This window comes from Paracoccus alkenifer (assembly GCF_900108405.1).
GTDB classification, from domain to species: Bacteria; Pseudomonadota; Alphaproteobacteria; order Rhodobacterales; family Rhodobacteraceae; genus Paracoccus; species Paracoccus alkenifer.
Window position 1 is genome coordinate 118,595 of the sequence record NZ_FNXG01000001.1, and the last position, 19,344, is coordinate 137,938.

The following is a 19,344-nucleotide window of genomic DNA, read 5'->3' on the forward strand; positions in this document are numbered from 1 at the left end:
CCGCCTGACGGTGGCCCCGAACGCCCCCGCCCCAGATGTTCGCCCATTGCGCCGACCCCAAAGCCCTTGAGGGCCTCGCCTGGCTGAGCTGCTATCTCAGCTCGGGCACGCATCTGCTGTTTTACGCCTCGTTCGGGACGGTGCTGCTGCTGCTGGCGCTGACCGCGCCGATCTCGCTGGCGCTGGGGTTTCTGGGGGCGTTTGCGGCGCGGTCGCCGGTCGCGCCGCTGCGCTGGCTGGGGCGCAGCTATGCGGCGGTGGTGCGCGGCGTGCCGGACGTGATCTTTTTCCTGTTCGTGCCCATCGCGCTGGATCAGGGCATCGAATGGCTGCTGTCGCGGGTCTACTGCGACGCTTCGGTGCCGGTGCGGCAGGGCAATGAATTCGTGGTCTGCGCCGCCGCCAAGATGCCGCCCGGGACCGCGCCCGGCTGGGTGCATGACGCCTATGGCATCGCGCTGGCGGTGGTGGCGTTTTCCATCGTGTTCGGCGCCTTTGCCACCAATGTGCTTTACGGAGCGATGCGGGCCGTGCCCCGCGCGCAGCTGGAAACCGCCGAGGCTTACGGCATGACCCCGCGCCAGATCGACCGCCGCATCCTGATCCCCCAGATGTGGAGCTATGCGCTGCCCGGGCTGTCCAACCTGTGGATGATCCTGGTCAAGGCGACGCCGCTGCTGTTCCTGCTGGGGGTCGAGGACATCGTCTATTGGGCGCGCGAGCTGGGCGGCACCAAGACCTCGACCTTTGCCTATCCGCATGGCGACTGGCGGGTGTGGTATTTCCTGGCGCTGCTGGTGTTCTATCTGCTGATGACCTGGGTCTCGCAGCGGGCCATCGACCGGCTGTCGTCGCGGCTGTCGCGCGGTCAGGCGACCCTGGCCGGAGAGACGCTGCGCAAGGCGGGGGTCGCGACATGAGCAGCACCGCCGACTGCCTGCAAACCATCGCCGACTATGGGCTGCGGTCCATCGGGATCGGCGAACGGCTGCTGCCGCGCAGCGATTTCACCCTGTGCCAGCAGGTGACGCTGATCGGCTCGGGGATGATCTGGAACCTGTATTTCGGGGTGCTGGCGCTGGCGGCGGGGTTCGTGCTGGCCAACGCCCTGGCGCTGGCCAAGGCCAGCCCGCGCCCCTGGCTGCGCCGCCCGGCCGAGGGCTTTATCTTTGTCTTTCGGGGCAGCCCGCTGTTCATCCAGTTCTTCCTTGCCTATTCGGCGCTGGTGCTGCTGCCGCGCGACGGGCTGTCGCTGTTCGGCCTGACCCTGCCGACCGGCTGGATGGCGCGGGCCTGGGCCGGGGCGCTGCTGGTCCTGACCCTGAACACCGCCGCCTATTCGGCCGAGATCTTTCACGGGGCGTTGAAAAACCTGCCCAAGGGCGATCTTGAGGCCGCGGACGCCTTTGGCCTGACCGGCTGGGCGCGGTTTCGCCGCATCACCTGGCCCACGATGATGCGGCTGGCCTGGCCCGCCTATACCAACGAGGCGATCTTTCTGTTCCACGCCACCACTCTGGTGTTCTTTTCCGGCTTTCCCGCGTTCCGGCAGGAAGGCGACAGCCTGTATTACGCCCGCTATCTGGCGGACAAGACCTTCAACCCGTTTGTCGCCTATCCGATCGCGGCGGGGTATTTCGTGCTGCTGACCCTGTGCCTGATCTGGCTGTTCGGGGCGATCAACCAGCGGCTGAACCGGCATCTGCCGCAGCCGGTGCGACGGCTGCGCTATCGACCGAAACTCATCAGGTGAACCCATGAACTGGCTGCACGAGCACCCCGAGGTCCGAACCATCCGCGTCGCCGCCGTCGATCTGAACGGCGTGGCGCGTGGCAAGCGGATGCCCGTGCGCTTTGCCGAAAGGCTGCTGCGCGAGGGCACGAAATTCCCCTATTCCGTGCTCAGCATGGACATCTGGGGCGAGGATATCGAGGACAGCCCGCTGGTGTTTCAGGCCGGCGACCCCGATGGGCTGCTGCTGCCGACCGAGCGCGGCTTCATGCCGATGCCGTGGCTGGACGCGCCCACCGCGCTGCTGCCGATCTGGATGTTCCACCCCGACGGGCGCCCCTATGACGGCGACCCGCGCCAGGCGCTGGCCCGGGTAGTCGAGCGCTACAAGGCGGCCGGGCTGACCCCGGTGGTGGCGACCGAGCTTGAGTTCTTTCTGATCGACGACAGCAAGTTCGGGGAATTGCAGGTGCCGCCCTCGCCCCGGTCGGGCAAGCGCCGGACGGGGGCCGAAACCCTGTCACTGCGGGCGCTGGACGCGTTCGACCCGTTCTTCACCCGGCTTTATGACGCCTGCGAGGCGATGGACATCCCCGCCGACACCGCCATCAAGGAGGCCGCGCCGGGGCAGTTCGAAATCAACATGATGCATCAGCCCGACCCGATGAAGGCCGCGGATGATGCCTGGCTGTTCAAGCTGCTGGTCAAGGGGGTGGCGCGGCAGTTCGGCTTTGCCGGTTCCTTCATGGCCAAGCCCTATGAGGGATTCGCCGGCAACGGGATGCACATGCATTTCTCGATCCTCGACAGGCAGGGGCGCAATATCTTCGACGACGGCTCGGACGAGGGCTCGGATATGCTGCGGCACGCGGTGGCGGGCTGCCTGCGGGCGATGCCGGGGTCCACGCTGCTGTTTGCGCCGCATGAAAACAGCTATGACCGGCTGGTGCCCAACGCGCACGCGCCTACCGGCATCGGCTGGGCCTATGAAAACCGCACCTCGGCGATCCGCATCCCGGCCTCCTCGCCGGCGGCGCGGCGGATCGAGCATCGCACCCCCGGCGGCGACGTGAACCCCTATCTGACGCTGGCGGCGATTCTGGGCGCGGCGCTGAACGGGATCGAGGACCGGCTGGACTGCCCTGCCCCGATCACCGGCAACGCCTATGACCACGACCTGGAACAGCTGCCCGGCAGCTGGGCCGCGGCCATCGACGCCTTCGGGGCCTGCCCCGAAATCAAGCGCATCTTTCCCCAGCATTTGATCGAGAATCTGCTGATGACCAAGCGGCAGGAACTGCACTATATGGCCGAGCTGTCGGACGCCGAAACCGTCGAGCTGTATCTGGATACGGTCTAGGCGGCGTCCTGCTGCGCGCCCAGCGAAGCGGCCAGATCCTCAAGCACCCGCGCGGCGTCCTCGGGGTCATAGTCGGTGCGATAGCGCTTGCGCACCCCGTGGTCGGACAGCAGGTGATATTCCGACGGCTCGACCCCGTGCCGGGCCAGGCAGTTGCGCGCGCAGGCCAGCGCGCAGCCGTCGATCGCCACGATGCGGCGCCCGGATGTCGCCACCCGCACCAGCTTGGGCACATCGCCGCCCACACCCGCGATGCAGGACATCTCGGCCAGCCCGCGCCGGTCCAGCGAGACCGCCAGGAAATTGGCCATCTGCGCCGCGCTGGAACAGCCGGAACAGGAATAGACAAGCGGAAGCTGCGCGCGCGCGGACATGCAAGACCCTCGGACGATTCGGATTCGGGATGCTGTGCAGGATAGCAGCAGGCGCAAGCACCCACCGAGGCGCGAATCGTCGCAGCTCAGGGGGTCGCGGGGGGCGGAAAAAGCAAACGCCGGGCGGTGCAGGACCGGCCCGGCGTGGAATGATGGTGGGCGATAACGGATTTGAACCGCTGACATCTTCGATGTGAACGAAGCGCTCTACCGCTGAGCTAATCGCCCGGTGGAGGGGGTGATAACGCCCCCGGTGAACGACGGCAAGCCCCAAGTTGCGGGTTGTCGGGCGCTTACTCGACGGCCTCGGCGTCCGACGCCTGCGCCACCTTGCGACGCAGGCGCAGGATCAGCACCTCGCCGCCCTTGGTGGTGCGCTGGCGGCTGACCCGCGCCTTGCCAAAGGGCGGCAGGGCCAGCGTCTCGCCGTCGGCGATGGCACTGCCCAGCTGTTCAAGCGTCGCCTCGACGATCTCGCGGATCTGGGCACGCGGGACGTTGACCTGTTGGGCCACCCGGGTAAGAAATTCGCGCTTGTGCAGGATCCGCGCCGGGATCGGGTCTGCGCTGTCGGTGGGCGCCGGCCGGGTCCACTGCGCCCCCTGCTTGTCATCTGACATGTTCAAAACCTGTAATGAATGCCTCAGGCTCGCGGGAGGTTATCCGCACGGGCGAGTTATGCAACCATCAAGCCTCTGAGAAAAGTTATCGCAGACAATTGATAACAATGTAGTTTCAGAGATTACTCTGTGTCCAGCCCCCACCCCGGAACGGCGGTTGGCCCATATATGCAAGGGGAATCCGGCAACCGGCCGAACCGTTTCCAACATGACAACCCCATGCCGCAAAACGGAAAACGCGCCCCCGGGGGCGCGTTTTCACTTTTTCGTCATCCCGCCGAAGCGACCGGCCGGGCCTGCGCGGCTTCAATGCGCGACCGGCCCCGACGACGACGGAACCGGCACCGCGTCGGCGCGCAGCGCGGCCAGGCGCTTGGCCTCGGCCACCTCCCACGCGGCCTCGTCCCATTCCATCGGTTCGGGCATCCGGACCAGCGCGTGGCGCAGCACCTCGCGCACGTTCGAGACGGGGATGATGGTCAGCCCCTCTTTCACGTTGGCCGGAATCTCGGCCAGATCCTTTTCGTTTTCCTGGGGGATCAGCACGGTCTTGATGCCGCCCCGCAGCGCCGCAAGCAGTTTTTCCTTGAGCCCGCCGATGGCCAGCGCGTTGCCGCGCAGCGTGACCTCGCCGGTCATGGCGATGTCCTTGCGCACCGGAATCCCGGTCATGACGCTGACGACCGAGGTCACCATCGCCAGACCCGCCGACGGCCCGTCCTTGGGGGTCGCGCCCTCGGGGACGTGGACGTGGATGTCGCGCTTGGCGAATTCCGGCGGGCTGATGCCCAATTCCGGCGCGACCGAGCGCACAAAGCTGGAGGCGGCGTCGATGGATTCCTTCATCACCTCGCCCAGCTTCCCGGTCGTCTTCATCACGCCCTTGCCGGGCAGCTTCAGCGCCTCGATCTGCAACAGATCGCCGCCGACGCTGGTCCAGGCCAGCCCGGTGACCACGCCGACCTGATCCTCTTTTTCGGCCAGGCCATAGCGGTGGCGGCGCACGCCCAGGTATTCCTCGGCCTTTTCCGCCGTGACCTCGACCGAGGTGGTCTTGCCCTTGAGGATGTCGGTCACCGCCTTGCGCGCCAGCTTGGCGATTTCGCGTTCAAGGTTCCGCACCCCTGCTTCCCGCGTGTAATAGCGGATCACATGGGTCAGCGCCTCGTCGGTCACGCTGAACTCGCCCTTTTTCAGCCCGTTCGCCTTGATCTGCTTGGGCAGCAGGTGCTGGCGGGCGATCTCGCGCTTTTCATCCTCGGTGTAGCCGGCAAGGCTGATGATCTCCATCCGGTCCAGCAGCGGCCCCGGCATGTTGTAGCTGTTGGCCGTGGTCAGGAACATCACGTTCGACAGGTCGTATTCCACCTCAAGATAGTGGTCGACAAAGGTCGAGTTCTGTTCCGGGTCCAGCACCTCAAGCATGGCCGAGGCCGGGTCGCCGCGGAAATCCTGCCCCATCTTGTCGATTTCATCGAGCAGGATCAGCGGGTTGGTGGTCTTGGCCTTTTTCAGCGCCTGGATGATCTTGCCGGGCATCGAGCCGATATAGGTCCGCCGGTGGCCGCGGATTTCCGATTCGTCGCGCACCCCGCCCAAGCTGATGCGGATGAATTCGCGCCCCGTGGCCTTGGCCACCGACCGCCCCAGCGAGGTCTTGCCCACGCCCGGAGGCCCGACAAGGCACAGGATCGGCCCCTTGAGCTTGTCCGAGCGGGTCTGCACCGCCAGATATTCGACGATGCGTTCCTTGACCTTTTCCAGCCCGTAGTGGTCGGCGTCCAGCACCTTTTCGGCGGCGGTCAGGTCACGCTTGGTGCGCGATTTCACGCCCCAGGGCAGCGACAGCAGCCAGTCGAGATAGTTGCGGCTGACCGTGGCCTCGGCCGACATCGGCGACATCGACTTGAGCTTTTTCAGCTCGGACAGCGCCTTTTCACGGGCCTCCTTGCTGAACTTGGTCTTTTCGATCTTTTCTTCCAGCTCGGCCAGTTCGTTCTGGCCCTCGTCGTCGTCGCCCAGCTCGCGCTGGATCGCCTTCATCTGTTCGTTCAGATAGTATTCGCGCTGGGTCTTTTCCATCTGCGACTTGACGCGCGACTTGATCTTTTTCTCGACCTGAAGGACGGACATCTCGCCCTGCATGAGGCCGTAGACCTTCTCCAGCCGCTCGGCGACGTCCAGCGTCTCCAGCAGCTCCTGCTTGCGGTCGACGTCGATGCCCAGGTGGCCGGACACCAGGTCGGCCAGCCGGTGCGGGTCGCGGGTGCCGGCGACCGAGGTCACGGCCTCTTCGGGGATGTTCTTGCGGATCTTGACGTAGCGCTCGAACTCTTCGGCGACGGTGCGCACCAGTGCGGTGATCGCGTCGGCGTCGCCCTCGGTCTCGGCCAGTTTCTCGGCCGTGGCCTCGAAATATTCGGCATTCTCGACAAAGCCGGTGATGCGGACACGCGCCTGCCCCTCGACCAGCACCTTGACGGTGCCGTCCGGCAGCTTGAGCAGTTGCAGCACATTGGCCAGCACCCCGGTGGCAAAGATGCCGTCGGTGTCGGGTTCGTCGATGGACGCGTCCTTTTGCGCGGCCAGCAGGATCGGCCGGTCGGCCTCCATCACCGCTTCAAGCGCGCGGACCGATTTCTCGCGGCCGACGAAAAGCGGCACGATCATGTGGGGGAAGACCACGATGTCGCGAAGCGGCAGCACCGGATAGGTGGTGTGAGTCGTGTCGTTCATAATCGTCCTTTCATGCCCGGACCGACGGCCCCCAGGGGATCGGGCAGCGCGCCGGGCCTGCTTGGGGACAATCTAGGAACGCGAGGGCGGCGGTGCAATGGGATATGGCGAGGTGGCGTTGCGAGGCCGGATCGGGGCGCTGCCCCGAACCCCGGGATATTTTTATGATGAAGAAGAGACGCGTCGGGGCCGCCCCGCTAGCGCGGAATCGCGATTTCCGCCTTGAGCCCGCCCAGCCGCGCGCTGTCGCCCAGCCGCAGCTCGCCGCCGTGGGCGCGGGCGATGTCGGCGGCGATGGCCAGCCCCAGCCCCGCCCCCTGCCCCTGATTGCGGCTGCGTGCCGAATCGAGCCGCACAAAGGGGCGCAGCGCTTCTTCGCGCCGTTCGGGGGGGATGCCGGGGCCGTTGTCCTCGACCGTCACGATAAAGCTGCGCGGGGCCAGCCTTGCCGCGATCTCGACCCTTGTGCCGTGGCGCACCGCGTTGGCGATCAGGTTCTCGATGGCGCGGCGCAGGGCCTGCGGGCGCACCACCAGCTGCCCGTCCCCCGCGCCTTGCTGAAAATCGGCCAGCCGCACCCGGTTTCCGCCGCGCTGCGCATCGGCGACGATCTCGTCCAGAAATTCGCGGGCATCGACGGATTCGGCGGCACCGTCCTGTGCCTCGGCGCGGGCGTGGTCCAGAAACGCGTCGATCATCGCCCCCATTTCGGCCACGTCGCGTTCCATCGCCGCGATCTCGTCGGGGTCGGGGGGCAGGTCGGGCGACAGCATCGACAGCCCCAGCCGCAGCCTTGTCAGCGGCGTGCGCAGGTCGTGGCTGATCCCGGTCAGCATCAGCTTGCGCTGATCGTTCTGCCGCTCGATCCGCGCGCGCATCTCGACAAAGGCGCGGCCGGCGCTGCGCACCTCGGTGGCGCCGGCAGGGCGATAGGGGGTGATCTCGCCGCGGCCGTAAGCCTCGGCGGTCAGCGCCAGCCGCCGGATCGGGCGCAGCTGGTTGCGCAGGAATATCGTGGCGATCGCCGTCATCAGCAGCGAGGTTCCCAGCATCAACACCAGCAGCTGATGCGGGTTCGAGGCGGTCAGCCGCCGCCGCGGCATCTCCAGCACAAAGGGGCGCGCGCCGCCCACCAGCACCCGCACCTGCCGCACCTGCCACAGGTCGACCGCCGCCACCTGCGGCAATTGCGCGTGCATTTCCGCGATCACCACCCGCCCCGAGAAATCATAGTTCTGCCGCCCCTCGGCCACCGGCGCCGCGGGGGGCAGTTCCACCACCAGCCCCAGCGGCGTGGCGATGGCGGCGGCGGCGGCGCGGGCCGTGGCGTCGTCGGGGGCGTCCTGCACCCGCCCGGCCACCAGCGCGATCTCGGCCGCGGCCGATTCGACCATCTGCCGCGTCACCCCTTCGAAATGGCGTTGCAGGAACATCACCGTCACCACCAGCGTGACCGCCACCACCGGCAGGAACAGGATCAGCGCCGCCCGCCCGTAAAGCCCGCGGGGGAAAAATCGCTTGAGCCAGCCGAAATCCATCCGTCCTTGACCTGTCCTGCTTGCGCCTGCCCGCCGGCCGGTCCAGCCTAGTGCGATGAATGACGCAGCGAAAGTGCGGGTCGTGCTGGCCCCCAATCCATCGCCCATGACCGGGCCCGGCACCAACAGCTTTCTGATCGGGGAACGCGAGGTCGCGGTGATCGACCCCGGCCCCGACGACCCCGCCCATATCGACGCGATCCTCGAACTGGCCGAGGGGCGGATCTCGCATATCCTGGTCACCCATGCGCATCTGGACCACACCGCCGGGGTGGCGCGGCTGGCGCAGGCGACTCGGGCGCCGGTGTTTGCCTTTGGCGCCGCCGATTCGGGGCGCTCGCCCACCATGGCGCGGCTGGCCGCGACCGGGCTGACCGGGGGCGAGGGCGTCGATGCCGGGTTCCGCCCCGATATCGAGCTGCGCCACGGCGAAGAGCTGCGTTCATCCGACTGGGCGTTGCAGGCGCTGCATACGCCGGGCCACATGGGCGGGCATCTGAGCTTCCGCCTGGGCGACGCGATCTTTTGCGGCGATCTGGTGATGGGGTGGAGCACATCGCTGATTTCCCCGCCCGAGGGCGATCTGGTGGATTATTTCCGCTCGCTCGATCTGCTGGCGCGGCTGGCGCCACGGGTGCTTTACCCGGCGCATGGCGATCCGATCACCGCCCCCCTGCCCCGGCTGGATGAACTGGCCGCCCACCGCCGCCTGCGCTCGGCCCAGATCCTCGCGGCGCTGGATGCCGGCCCCGGCACCGCCGCCGAGCTGGCCGCCCGCATCTACACCATCCCCGCGCATCTGATGCCCGCGGCCGAGCGCAACGTGCTGGCGCATCTGCTGGCCCTGGCCGACCTGGGCGCGGTCGCCGGCGACGGGCCGGTGCGGGCCGACCAGTGCTGGGCGCGGGCCGGCGGATAAGGTTGTAGCCGACCGATGCAAAAATCTGCCCGCCCCCTCTGGACGCCCCCGAATCCGGGTGCTAAATGCCCCCTCGTGTTCCGGCGTAGCTCAGCGGTAGAGCAGTTGACTGTTAATCAATTGGTCGTAGGTTCGATCCCTACCGCCGGAGCCAAAAATCCCTGACTTGCCGAAAGCTTACGGGCCGGACCTTCCAAGGGGAATTCCGCGTCTCGCCGCCATGGGGAACGCCGGGTGCAGCTCGGCACCGAAGTTTTCAGCACGACGGCTTTGAAGATGCGGGGCAACTCCCTGACTTGAGGCGGACGTCCGGCGCCTTGCTGGCCGGCACGGCCGGATGCCCGCCTGCCCTGGCCGTGCCCTCCCGCCGCATGGATGTCCTGATCCCGCCACACCGCGCCGTCAATTCCTGCCCCTTCGGGAACCTTTTCGTCCGAACTGCATCCAATGGGATGTGGCCGGGCGTAACCGGCCCGTAACGGAAAGGTCATCTCATGCTCAGATCCATCACCTCTCTGGCCGCGGCGCTGCTGCTGGGTGCGCTGCCGGCGGCCGCGCAGACAGCAGCCGAGACCGCTCCGCCCGAGGCGCCATTCGCCAAGGTCAGCGAGCTTGTCACCCTGCCCGATTTCCTGCCGGGGCTTGGCACGCTATATGTCGATCCGGCCAGCCTGCCCGCCGGCCCGTTCCTTGGCTATGATCACGACGGCAAGCTGTCTGCCACCATCTACATGACCCCGATCGAGGATCTTCAGGACGGCACCGCCTATGACGACCTGGCGGTCGGCAGCAACACCGTCACCTCGGTCGATGTCTATTACAACGCCGGCCACCCGGGGGTCGAGAAACCCCATGTCCACGTGGTGCTTTACCACGATGCCGAGGCCAAGGCGCGGCTGGCGGAATGACCATGAACCGCCGGACGCTGATCATCCGGGGGGCGGCCGTGCTGCTGGCCGCCCGGGCACGGCCAGCCAGCGCGCAAGCCGCGCCCGTGCTGATCGAGATGAAGGGCAGCCCGCGGGGCGAGCGGGTGGCCTTTGTCCCGTCGGGTGTCGGGGTCGCGCCGGGCACCGTGGTCCGTTTCGTCAATCGCGACGCGGGCAACAGCCATACCGCCACCACCTATCACCCCGACATCCTGGACCGCCCGCAGCGCATTCCCGACGCCGCGCAGCCTTGGGACAGCGATCTGCTTTTGCCCGAAGACGCCTTTGAGGTCACCCTGACCGTGCCGGGGGTCTACGACTTCTACTGCGTGCCGCATGAACATGCCGGAATGGTGGGCCGCATCGTCGTCGGCACCCCCGATGATACCGGCTGGCAGGGGCCGGCGACCGATCCGGGCGATCTGCCCGACGCCGCGCTGGCTGCATTTGCGGCGGTTGATGTCATACTCGCCCAGGGCGCGGTGCTGCCGCCCGGCGGGGATCCGACATGAACGAACGCGACAAGCTGCCCGAGGACAGCCATGACGAACGGTCCGAGGCCGCGCTGGTCGCGGCCGCCCGGCTGCATGACCAAGCCGCGGTGCGCGAACTGATCCGGCGGCTGAACGGGCGGCTGTTCCGCATCGCCCGCGGACTGATGCCCAGCGACGCCGAGGCCGAAGAGGTGGTGCAAGAGGCGTATCTGTCGGCCTTTACCCATCTGGACGGGTTCCGCGACGAAGCCCGGTTTTCGACGTGGATCACCCGCATCACCCTGAATTGCGCCGGCATGCGCCTGCGCAAGCAACGCCCGGCGCAGGCATATGACACGGTGGTGGAAACCCCGGTCCGCAGCGCCGATCTGCTGCTGTTTCCCGGCACCGAGGCAGAGCCGACCGAGGCCGCCATTTCCCGCATGCAGACCCGCGCCCTGATCGAGGCGGCGGTTGCCGAACTGCCCCCCGAGCTGCGGCTGGTGTTCCTGATGCACGAGGCGGCGGGGCTAGAGCTGCGCGACATCGCCCATGACCTGTCCCTGCCGCTCGGGACGGTAAAGACGCGGCTGATGCGCGCCCGCCTGCGCCTGCGCCGCACCATAACCCAGCGCATCCAGGGCGGATTCGAGGCGATCTTTCCCTTTGCCGGTGCCCGCTGTGCGGGAATGGCGGATCGCGTGGTCGAACGACTGTCATTTCCACGCCCCGACGGGCAGAACGCCTAGGCTGTCAGGATTGCCAGGGCGGGACCGGAGCCTGCCGGCAAGTGCAAAAATTTCCGTCCCGAAGCCAGCATCATGCGACTTTGCAAATCCGTCTCGATTTTTTGCAAGGCGCGAGTCCCCGCAGGCCGGACAACCCGACCACCACCCCGCTGAAACCAAAGGGAAAACTCTCGCCCGGGATCCCGTTTGGGATTCGCAACGTGCAAGTGGCGGAGGCGGCGGGCCTGAGATCCAACCTTCTCCAGCCCAAAAGCATCCTAATCAATTGTTTTCACATCAAATCTAAAGGGGATCCCGGCGCGATCTGAGATGCACTCAACGAGGATTGGTGGTTGCATGGACATGTCTTCGGTTTCAATCTCAGAGCTGTCGAGCAAAGCAATGTCAGTCACCGGCCCGGCCGTCATATCGATATACGCGAGGTCCGACGTGCGAAAAGCGTAGGTATCCAGGACGCGGGTGTACTGCTGCAATGAATGCCGCCAAGGAAACTCGATCGTCAGCAGGATGACCGACGTGTTGCAGTAGCGGCCCTCCACCATCAGAAATGGCTCTGGATCGTTCGCGCCTTCTCCGTCAAACTCGTAATCCACCTGCTGGCCGGTCACTTTGTCGGTCAGATAGATGGCAAATCGATCCTCGCCTCGAGGCCGAAGTTCAACTCGCAGCTCGGCCGACTCGACCGAAGGGCCATCAAAGATCGTTTGGCCAACGGACGGAGTGGCGACGCCCATAAGCAATACAACAGCAAGGAGTCGATCGGCGCTTCTCATTCAGCATCCTCGAAGCGCGGGCGAGAGACCGAGAACCGACAGACGTTTGCGAAGACCTCCGACTCGCTCAGCCGACGAACGTTTTCCCAACGTTGCCCATAGGAATCCGTCCCACGATTGATAATTGCGGTAATGCTGTCGGCGGCCGCGCGGTTGATACCTGTAGGCACGGTTTGCGATGGCTTCCTGATCTGCGGGATGGTCGGCAGTTCTCCCGTAGAGCAAGGCTTCGTCCGGGTTGCGCCTGAAGTAGCTGAAGATCGATCCCAGGCGGTCGGCCCGATATCGTCCTGACTGCGCCAAATGTAGGTGTCGAGTTGGAGCGCATCTCTTTGAAAATGACCGTTCAGCGCTTCGGCATAGCGCGCGAGGATCGCGCTGATGGCCGGCTCGTTGGGGTTGACCGGCACGCCTGTTTCTCCCAGCCGTTCCGCGACAGCAGTGCGCAGTTGGTCCCTGATCCCCGCAAGATCCACTGACGTTATGTCAATGCTGACACTCTCGGGGAGAAAGCCGTTCAGCCGGGTAACGCCTGCAGCCAGCGCGTCGTCGATGATGCTGTCCAGCAGCCTGTCAGGGACCACCGAGAACTTGACTTCCGGCGCCCGAACCGGGCTAAGCGGCAAAACGAAGACGCTGTTGCCGCCTGACCTGATCCAGACCGAAAACTTGCTTTCGTGTCGCATCGGTTCCGCCGCTTCGTTCCCCGAAAGCGGTATCAGGTTGGAGTTAAGGTTGCATTAACCCTCCGACCACGCTGTTGCGAGGGGCGGAGAAGGTTGGATTTCGGGGGCGTGCAAGTGGCGGAGCGAGAGGGATTCGAACCCTCGAGACGGTTCCCCGCCTACACACTTTCCAGGCGTGCGCCTTCGACCACTCGGCCACCGCTCCGTGGGATGGCGTTTAGCGCGGGGCGGCGGGGGCCGCAAGTCAGAGCTTCGAGATACGCGCCTGAAGTTCGGCGAGCTGGCGGCGGATCTCTTCGGCCTCGGACGTGGGACGGCTGGGCGGACGGGCGGGCGGGGTGGCGGGGTCGGGCCGTTCTGCCCCGCGTTTGCGGGGGATGCCGGGGGTGGCGGCAGCGGCAGCGGGGGTGTCGGTGGCCGCCGACCCTTCGAGGCCCTGCTCTGCAAGTCCGGCCTCCTCGTCGGGGCCGGGGCCGCTGCTGCCGGTCCAGCCGCCCATCATCGCGCGCAGGAACATGCGCTGCTGGCGCTGCATTTCCGAAAAACCGGGCATCGAGGCCATGGGGTGCTGCAACGTCGACAGCTGTTCCAGCATCTGCGACTGGCCGTTGCGCAGCATCTCGAAACTCGCCTCAAGGAACTGCGGCACCACCGATTGCGCCTGCGCGGTGTAGCTGCGCACCAGATCGGTCAGCAGATCCACCGGCAGCACGTTTTCGCCCCGGCTTTCATGCTCGGCGATGATTTGCAGCAGATATTGCCGGGTCAGGTCGTCGCCCGAGCGCAGATCGACGATGCGGACCTCGCGGCCCTCGCGGATCACGCGGGCGATCTCTTCCAGCGTGATATAGTCGCTGGTCTCGGTGTTGTAGAGCCGGCGGCTGGCGTAGCGCTTGATCAGCAGCGGCTCGGCCGGGGCGGAGGCGGGGGCCGTGGCGGAGGCGGGTTCGGGGGACATGGTCGCTTTGCTCTGTTGCATTTGCAGCAATGATGCGGCCCCCATCCTGCGATTGCAAAAGAAAAAACGCGCGCCGGCAAGGGCGCGCGTTTCGATGGCGGGGGCCGCGCGGTTGCGCGGGCCCGTTTGCCGGGCGGCTCAGGCCTTGGGGGCCTTGGTCGCGGTGCCGGCGGCGTCCTGCACCGAACGGGCGGCTTTCTGCACGTTGTCGCTGGCGGCCTGCGCCATGCGCTGCGCATCGGCCTGCACGTCCTTGCTGGCGTTCAGCAGCAGATCGACGGTGTCCATCTGCACTTTCTTGGCGACTTCGGCATAGGCGGCCATGTGCTCGGCGGCCAGTTCGGCAGCGGCCGAAGCGAAATCGGACATCGCCTTGGCATAGTCCGAAGGCTGCTCTTTCGTGGTGGTCAGCTCGCCCATGCGCGACAGCGTGTCCTTGGCCCATGCGGCCGAGATCTCGGTCGAGCGCTCGGCGGCTTGCAGCGCCACGCGGGTCATCCGCTCGTTCAGCGCCGACTGCGAACGAAAGGCTTCGGTGACGGACGAGGTGTCGACCGGAAAGTTGGTCAGCATGTCCTGGAACGGCTTGGCGAAATCGGGGGTCTTGGCCATGGGGTCATCTCCTGTGCGGTGATTGGCGCGGGTTGGATTGGCGCGCGTCGATGACAACAAGAATAGATGCTGCACCGCAGCATTGCAATGCTGGAGTGCGAAATTTTTGCTGCGGTGCAGCAAAAACCTGCCGGGCGAGGGCCAACCCCTTGCCGACAAAGGGAAAGGGGCGCGACCTTATCGCGCCCCGATGCGTTCAGGCCATTTCCAGCACATAGCTGCCGGGCGCCGGCAGCAGCGAATCTCCCGGCTCGCGCGCCGGAATCATCGGGCCGGAACGGGCGGCCAGCCAGTCGTGCCAATGGCCCCACCAGCTGCCTTCGTGATAGGTGGCGCCGTCGCGCCAGTCCTGTGCCGTGCCGTCGAAACCCGCGTCCGAGATGTAGTGCCCGTATTTGATCCGGCCCGGCGGGTTCACGATCCCGGCGATATGGCCCGATTCCGACAGGATGAAGCTCTTGTCGCGCGAGCCCATCTGGGCCACGCCTTTCCAGCTGTGCAGCCAGGGCGCGATATGGTCGCCCTCGCACGCGACGGCGCACAGCGGCAGCGTCACCTCGGACAGATGCACCCTGTGGCCGAGGATCTCGAACCCGTCCTCGACCAGCGCATTCTGCTGGCACAGCTCGCGCAGATATTGCGTGACCATCCGCGCCGGCAGGTTGGTGCTGTCGCCGTTCCAGAACAGCAGGTCAAAGGCCGGCGGGGTTTCCCCCAGCATGTAGCTGCGGATCGCCGGCCCCCAGATCAGGTCGTTGGCCCGCAGAAAGCTGAAGGTGCGCTGCATCAGCTGCGCCGAGAGATAGCCGGTGCGGGCGACCTCGTCCTCGATGCCGCTGACGAAATCGTCCTGCAAAAAGGTGGTGAATTCGCCCTGATCCGAAAAATCGGTCAGCGTGGTGAAAAACGTCGCCGATTTCACCCGGTCGTCGCCGCGCTGGTTCAGCAGCGCCAGCGTGGCCGACAGGGTGGTGCCGGCGATGCAGTAGCCGACGGCGTTCAGCTGCCGCTCGTCCGTCAGCTCGCGCACCACGTCCATCGCCTCGAGATAGGCCGAGACATAGTCGTCCATCGCCACGTCGGCGTGCGAGGCATCGGGATTTTTCCACGACACCACGAACAGCGTGTAGCCCTGACCAACCAGCCAGCGCAGCAGGCTGTTCTGCGGCTTGAGGTCGAGGATGTAGTATTTGTTGATCCACGGCGGGAACACGATCAGCGGCGTCTTGTGGACCTGCGCGGTGGTGGGCGCGAACTGGATCAGCTCGAACAGGCGCGAGCGGTGGACGACCTCGCCGGGGGTGGTGCCGATGTTGACGCCGACCTTGAACGCCTCGCGGTCGGCCAGCGTCACGACCAGCTCGCCGCCGCTGGTTTCGACGTCGCGCACCAGGTTTTCCAGCCCCTTCACCAGGCTTTCGCCCTCGGTCTCGATCGCCTTCATCAGCGCGTCGGGGTTGGTGGCCAGGAAATTCGTGGGGGCGAGCATGTCGATCATCTGGCGGGTGAACCAGTCGACGCGGCGGCGATCGGTTTCGCCCTCGATCTCAAGATCCTCGGCCGCCTGGCGCAGGGCCTCGGCGTTGATCTGATACTGGCGCATGACGAAATTATAGAACGGGTTCGTCTGCCACAGCGGGTTCTTGAAGCGGCGGTCGGCGGCGGCATCGGGATCGCCGGGCTGGAACCCCTGCGCGAACGCCCCCTGCGCCTCGGCCACATGGCGCAGCGTCTCGCCCCAATAGCGGACCTGCTGCTCGATCAGCCGCGCGGGCTGTTCGGTGGCCAGTTTCAGCCACGCCTGCGCGACCGAGCCGTAAAGCTCGGGGCCCGGCCCCTCGACCCCCGGCGGATAGACCGGCCGCGTGGCAAGCGAGCGCATCAGCCGGTGGCCCAGCGATTCGATGCGGGTGATGTTTTCAGCCAGCCGATCCGACAGGCCGGGAGCGGTCAGCGGGTTGTCGGGGTCGATGGGGGCGGCGGCGGGCGCGGCCGCCGAGGGCGCGGGCTGCCGTGCGGCGGCTGGCTTGGGGGCCGCGGGTTTCGCAGCCGGCGCTTTCGGCTTTGCGGCTTTTGAGGCGACCTTGGGTGCCGCCGGTTTCGCGGCGGGTTTCGCTGGCGCCTTTCCACCGGCGGCTTTCCGCCCGACCTTTGCCGCCCCTGCCCCGCCAGCCGCCGCAGCGGCCCCGGCGCGGGTGTCGGGGGTGTCCGTTGCGCCGCCCTGCCCTGCCGCTGCGGCCTTGCGGCCCCGGCGCGGCGCCGGTCTGTCGTCCTGTCCCATCACCGAATCACCCTTGTCAGATGCTGGCCCGCCTGCCCCTTGCGCCGGCTTGCGCGCCCGGGGGGACGGCTTTGCCGAAGCTGCGTCCGCGGGGCTGCGCCGTGGCCGACGTGCCACGGTCGGCGCGGGCGAAGCCGTTGCGGCGCGAGGCTTTTTCCCGCCCGCCGCCGGCGCCCCGGATTCCGCTGCATCTGCAACGTTTTCGGCGGGTTTCGCCGCAGACCCCGGCTTCTGACGCGATGTTTCCGGGCCGTTGTCCTGCCGAATCCTTGCCATGGCGCGGTCTCTCCCTAATTAATGATTCTCATTAACACCCGCTTGACGAAAGTCGTAAACCCGACATTACACAATGGGGCAGGTATCAGTAGGAGTGCGGTGATGGTTTTCAACGGCTACCGTGGCATGGTGTCCTATGACGCCATCGAGACGATTCGGAACACCAACGAATGGATGGGGGCCTCGGCCCGCGCCATCGCCTCGTATCCCATGTTCGCGATGATGCCCACGCCGATGTTCAAGCTGATGAGCGCGTGGGGCCGCGTGACTGAACGCAGCTTTGCCCGCATGGTCATCAAGCCCGACTGGGAAATTCCCGCCATCGCCGGACCCGGCGGGCAGGACCATCTGGTCTATGTCGAACCGGTGCTCAAGCGGCCCTTTGGCGATCTGGTGCATTTCCAGGTGGCGCGGCGCAAGCCGATGGCGCGGCGGGTGCTGCTGGTCGCGCCGATGTCGGGGCACTACGCGACGCTGCTGCGTTCGACGGTGACCTCGCTCTTGCCCGATTGCGACGTGTGGGTGACCGACTGGCACAATGCCCGCGACATCCCGGTCAGCGCCGGCAAGTTCGATGTCGAGGATTATACCGCCTATCTGGTCGATTTCATGCGCCATCTGGGGCCGGACACGCATGTGATCGCGGTCTGTCAGCCCGCGCCGCTGGCTCTTGCCGCCACCGCGATCCTGGCCGAGCAGGAACCAAAGGCCCAGCCCCGCACCCTGACCCTGATCGGCGGCCCCATCGACCCCGACGCCGCCGCGACCGAGGTCACCGATTTCGGCCACCGCGTCACCATGGGGCAGCTGGAACAGATCTTCATCCAGCAGGTCGGTTTCAAATATCGCGGCGCCGGGCGGATGGTCTATCCGGGGTTGGCGCAGCTTTCCTCGTTCATCGCGATGAACGCGGCCACCCACCGCCGCGCCTTTGTCGACAAGATCGTGGCCGAGGCCGCGGGCGAAGGCTCGATCGACGACAAACACTATAGATTCTATGACGAATATCTGGCCGTCATGGACATGACCGCCGAATTCTACCTGTCCACGGTCCAGCGTATCTTCAAGAACCTTGAAATCGCCCGCAACGATTTCAGCGTGAACGGGCGCAAGGCCGACATCGGCAAGATCCGCGACGTGGCGGTGATGACGGTCGAGGGCGCGAACGACGACATCTCGGCGCCCGGGCAATGCGTGGCGGCGCTGGCGCTGTGCAGCGGCGTGGACGAATCGAAAAAATCCCAGCATCTGGAACCCGGCGCCGGCCATTACGGCATCTTTGCCGGGAAAAGCTGGCGGCTGAACATCCGGCCGCTGGTGCTGGATTTCATGGACGCCCATTCCGGCGACGCGGATCGCATGGCCGCGCCCAAGCGCAAGCGCGGCACCGATGGCGTCACCCGCGTGTCGACCTTTGGGCCGGATGCCGACGACAGCAAGATCGCAGTCTGAGCCGCAGGCGACGGGCGGCGCTGTCCGCCTGCGCGCCCCTGTGACGACCAAAAGCCCCGGCACCGCCGGGGCTTTATCATTGCGCGGCGCCTAGAGCTGCACGGTTTCCATCACCGCCGGCGTCAGCACCTGCACCCCCGGCAGCGCCCGGCGCATCACCTCGGGATCCTGCTGCAACAGCGGGAACGTGTCATAGTGGCACGGGATCACGGTCTTGAAATCGAAATAGCGTTTTGCCGCCCAGGCCGCGCGTTCCATGTCCATGGTGTAATGCCCGCCGGCGGCAAGGATGCCGATCTCGGGGCGGTGCAGCTCGCCCATCCATTCCATGTCGGCCATGATGTCGGTGTCGCCCGAGACATAGACCGTGCGCCCCTCGCCCCGGATCATGTAGCCGGATTCGTGCCCCGCATAGACCGGCCGCCCGTCCACCATCATCGACGAGGAATGGCTGGCGTTCACCATCGTCACCGCCGCCCCGTTCAGGTCCACCGTGCCGCCCTTGTTGAAATCAATGCCGGCGACGCCCTCGGTCGCGGTCCACCAGCCGACCAGATCGGCGATGCCGACCACCTTGATGCCCAGCTCGCGCGCAATCGCCAGCGCCTCGCCGCTGTGGTCGCCGTGGCCGTGGGTCAGCAGCACATGGGTGGCGCCCGCGATGGCCTCGGCGCGCCGTTCCTCGGGGAACACCGGGTTTCCGGTCAGCCACGGGTCGATCAGGATCACCGCGCCCTCGATTTCCAGTCGAAAGCCGGCATGGCCCAGCCAGGTCAGTTTCATCGCGCTTCTCCACTGTAACTGCGCGAACGCTAGCGCGGCTTGCAGGGCAGGTCCACGGGCGGTAAATGCGGGGCAATCGAAAGGAACACCCGC

General features: G+C 66.4%; 18 protein-coding genes and 3 tRNA genes. 9 read left to right on the forward strand and 12 right to left on the reverse strand.

Annotated features, from left to right (window positions below; genetic code table 11):
- The first annotated feature begins 35 nt into the window (after nt 1–35).
- The 3 genes from BLW83_RS00565 to BLW83_RS00575 are packed head-to-tail and all read left to right on the forward strand — an operon-like array spanning nt 36 to nt 3,092.
- A complete protein-coding gene (locus tag BLW83_RS00565; protein WP_090844383.1) occupies nt 36–920 on the forward strand; it encodes an ABC transporter permease in 885 nt (294 codons plus the stop codon).
- A complete protein-coding gene (locus tag BLW83_RS00570) occupies nt 917–1,753 on the forward strand; it encodes an ABC transporter permease (RefSeq protein WP_090844386.1) in 837 nt (278 codons plus the stop codon). Before BLW83_RS00565 ends, BLW83_RS00570 begins: the two co-directional genes overlap by 4 nt.
- 4 nt (nt 1,754–1,757) lie before the next feature.
- Nucleotides 1,758–3,092, forward strand: a complete 1,335-nt coding sequence (locus BLW83_RS00575; protein WP_090844389.1) for a glutamine synthetase family protein — start codon at nt 1,758–1,760, stop codon at nt 3,090–3,092.
- On the opposite strand, the gene BLW83_RS00580 is transcribed toward BLW83_RS00575, so the two are convergent.
- The 5 genes from BLW83_RS00580 to BLW83_RS00600 form a co-directional block, all read right to left on the reverse strand.
- Nucleotides 3,089–3,466: a putative zinc-binding protein gene (locus BLW83_RS00580; RefSeq protein WP_090844392.1), complete on the reverse strand. Its 378-nt coding sequence runs from the start codon at nt 3,464–3,466 to the stop codon at nt 3,089–3,091. The genes BLW83_RS00575 and BLW83_RS00580 overlap by 4 nt on opposite strands.
- Nucleotides 3,467–3,619: 153 nt before the next feature.
- Nucleotides 3,620–3,694: transfer RNA gene (locus tag BLW83_RS00585), tRNA-Val, on the reverse strand.
- Nucleotides 3,695–3,759: 65 nt separating this feature from the next.
- Nucleotides 3,760–4,086: an HU family DNA-binding protein gene (locus BLW83_RS00590; protein WP_090845775.1), complete on the reverse strand. Its 327-nt coding sequence runs from the start codon at nt 4,084–4,086 to the stop codon at nt 3,760–3,762.
- A gap of 306 nt (nt 4,087–4,392) precedes the next feature.
- Nucleotides 4,393–6,822 carry an endopeptidase La gene (lon, locus tag BLW83_RS00595; RefSeq protein ID WP_090844395.1) on the reverse strand — a complete coding sequence of 810 codons (2,430 nt, stop codon included), beginning with the start codon at nt 6,820–6,822 and terminating at the stop codon, nt 4,393–4,395.
- A gap of 197 nt (nt 6,823–7,019) precedes the next feature.
- The gene (locus tag BLW83_RS00600; RefSeq protein ID WP_090844398.1) at nt 7,020–8,360 is read right to left on the reverse strand and encodes an ATP-binding protein; all 1,341 of its coding nucleotides are present in this window, start codon (nt 8,358–8,360) and stop codon (nt 7,020–7,022) included.
- Nucleotides 8,361–8,415: 55 nt separating this feature from the next.
- Between BLW83_RS00600 and BLW83_RS00605 the strand changes: the two genes are divergently transcribed.
- From BLW83_RS00605 to BLW83_RS00625, 5 genes are all read left to right on the forward strand, one after another.
- The gene (locus BLW83_RS00605) at nt 8,416–9,279 is read left to right on the forward strand and encodes an MBL fold metallo-hydrolase (protein ID WP_090844401.1); all 864 of its coding nucleotides are present in this window, start codon (nt 8,416–8,418) and stop codon (nt 9,277–9,279) included.
- A 79-nt stretch (nt 9,280–9,358) separates the two neighbouring features.
- Nucleotides 9,359–9,433, forward strand: a tRNA-Asn gene (locus BLW83_RS00610).
- 340 nt (nt 9,434–9,773) lie between these two features.
- A complete protein-coding gene (locus tag BLW83_RS00615; RefSeq protein WP_090844404.1) occupies nt 9,774–10,187 on the forward strand; it encodes a hypothetical protein in 414 nt (137 codons plus the stop codon).
- Entirely contained in the window at nt 10,184–10,720 is a 537-nt protein-coding gene (locus BLW83_RS00620) for a cupredoxin domain-containing protein (protein ID WP_090844407.1), read from the forward strand. The genes BLW83_RS00615 and BLW83_RS00620 overlap by 4 nt, the downstream gene beginning before the upstream one ends.
- A complete protein-coding gene (locus BLW83_RS00625; protein ID WP_090844410.1) occupies nt 10,717–11,430 on the forward strand; it encodes an RNA polymerase sigma factor in 714 nt (237 codons plus the stop codon). Before BLW83_RS00620 ends, BLW83_RS00625 begins: the two co-directional genes overlap by 4 nt.
- A gap of 257 nt (nt 11,431–11,687) precedes the next feature.
- Here the strand turns inward: BLW83_RS00625 and BLW83_RS00630 are convergent, their stop codons facing one another.
- The 6 genes from BLW83_RS00630 to BLW83_RS00655 all read right to left on the reverse strand — a co-directional run bounded on the left by BLW83_RS00630 (nt 11,688) and on the right by BLW83_RS00655 (nt 16,740).
- Nucleotides 11,688–12,203: a hypothetical protein gene (locus BLW83_RS00630; RefSeq protein ID WP_143042698.1), complete on the reverse strand. Its 516-nt coding sequence runs from the start codon at nt 12,201–12,203 to the stop codon at nt 11,688–11,690.
- Nucleotides 12,200–12,889, reverse strand: coding sequence for a hypothetical protein (locus BLW83_RS00635; protein ID WP_090844414.1), 690 nt, complete (start codon nt 12,887–12,889; stop codon nt 12,200–12,202). Before BLW83_RS00635 ends, BLW83_RS00630 begins: the two co-directional genes overlap by 4 nt.
- Before the next feature lie 115 nt (nt 12,890–13,004).
- Nucleotides 13,005–13,094: transfer RNA gene (locus tag BLW83_RS00640), tRNA-Ser, on the reverse strand.
- A gap of 39 nt (nt 13,095–13,133) precedes the next feature.
- The gene (gene phaR, locus BLW83_RS00645) at nt 13,134–13,847 is read right to left on the reverse strand and encodes a polyhydroxyalkanoate synthesis repressor PhaR (RefSeq protein WP_090844417.1); all 714 of its coding nucleotides are present in this window, start codon (nt 13,845–13,847) and stop codon (nt 13,134–13,136) included.
- 138 nt (nt 13,848–13,985) lie between these two features.
- On the reverse strand, nt 13,986–14,459 hold the full coding sequence (locus tag BLW83_RS00650; RefSeq protein WP_090844420.1) for a Phasin: 474 nt from the start codon (nt 14,457–14,459) through the stop codon (nt 13,986–13,988).
- Nucleotides 14,460–14,655: 196 nt separating this feature from the next.
- On the reverse strand, nt 14,656–16,740 hold the full coding sequence (locus BLW83_RS00655; protein WP_425433919.1) for a PHA/PHB synthase family protein: 2,085 nt from the start codon (nt 16,738–16,740) through the stop codon (nt 14,656–14,658).
- A 378-nt stretch (nt 16,741–17,118) separates the two neighbouring features.
- Here BLW83_RS00655 and phaZ point away from each other — a divergent pair, with 378 nt between their 5' ends.
- Nucleotides 17,119–18,468 carry a polyhydroxyalkanoate depolymerase gene (gene phaZ, locus BLW83_RS00660; RefSeq protein WP_090845777.1) on the forward strand — a complete coding sequence of 450 codons (1,350 nt, stop codon included), beginning with the start codon at nt 17,119–17,121 and terminating at the stop codon, nt 18,466–18,468.
- 90 nt (nt 18,469–18,558) lie between these two features.
- Here phaZ and BLW83_RS00665 read toward each other — a convergent pair whose 3' ends face one another.
- On the reverse strand, nt 18,559–19,251 hold the full coding sequence (locus tag BLW83_RS00665; protein ID WP_090844427.1) for a metal-dependent hydrolase: 693 nt from the start codon (nt 19,249–19,251) through the stop codon (nt 18,559–18,561).
- Between the last annotated feature and the right edge of the window lie 93 nt (nt 19,252–19,344).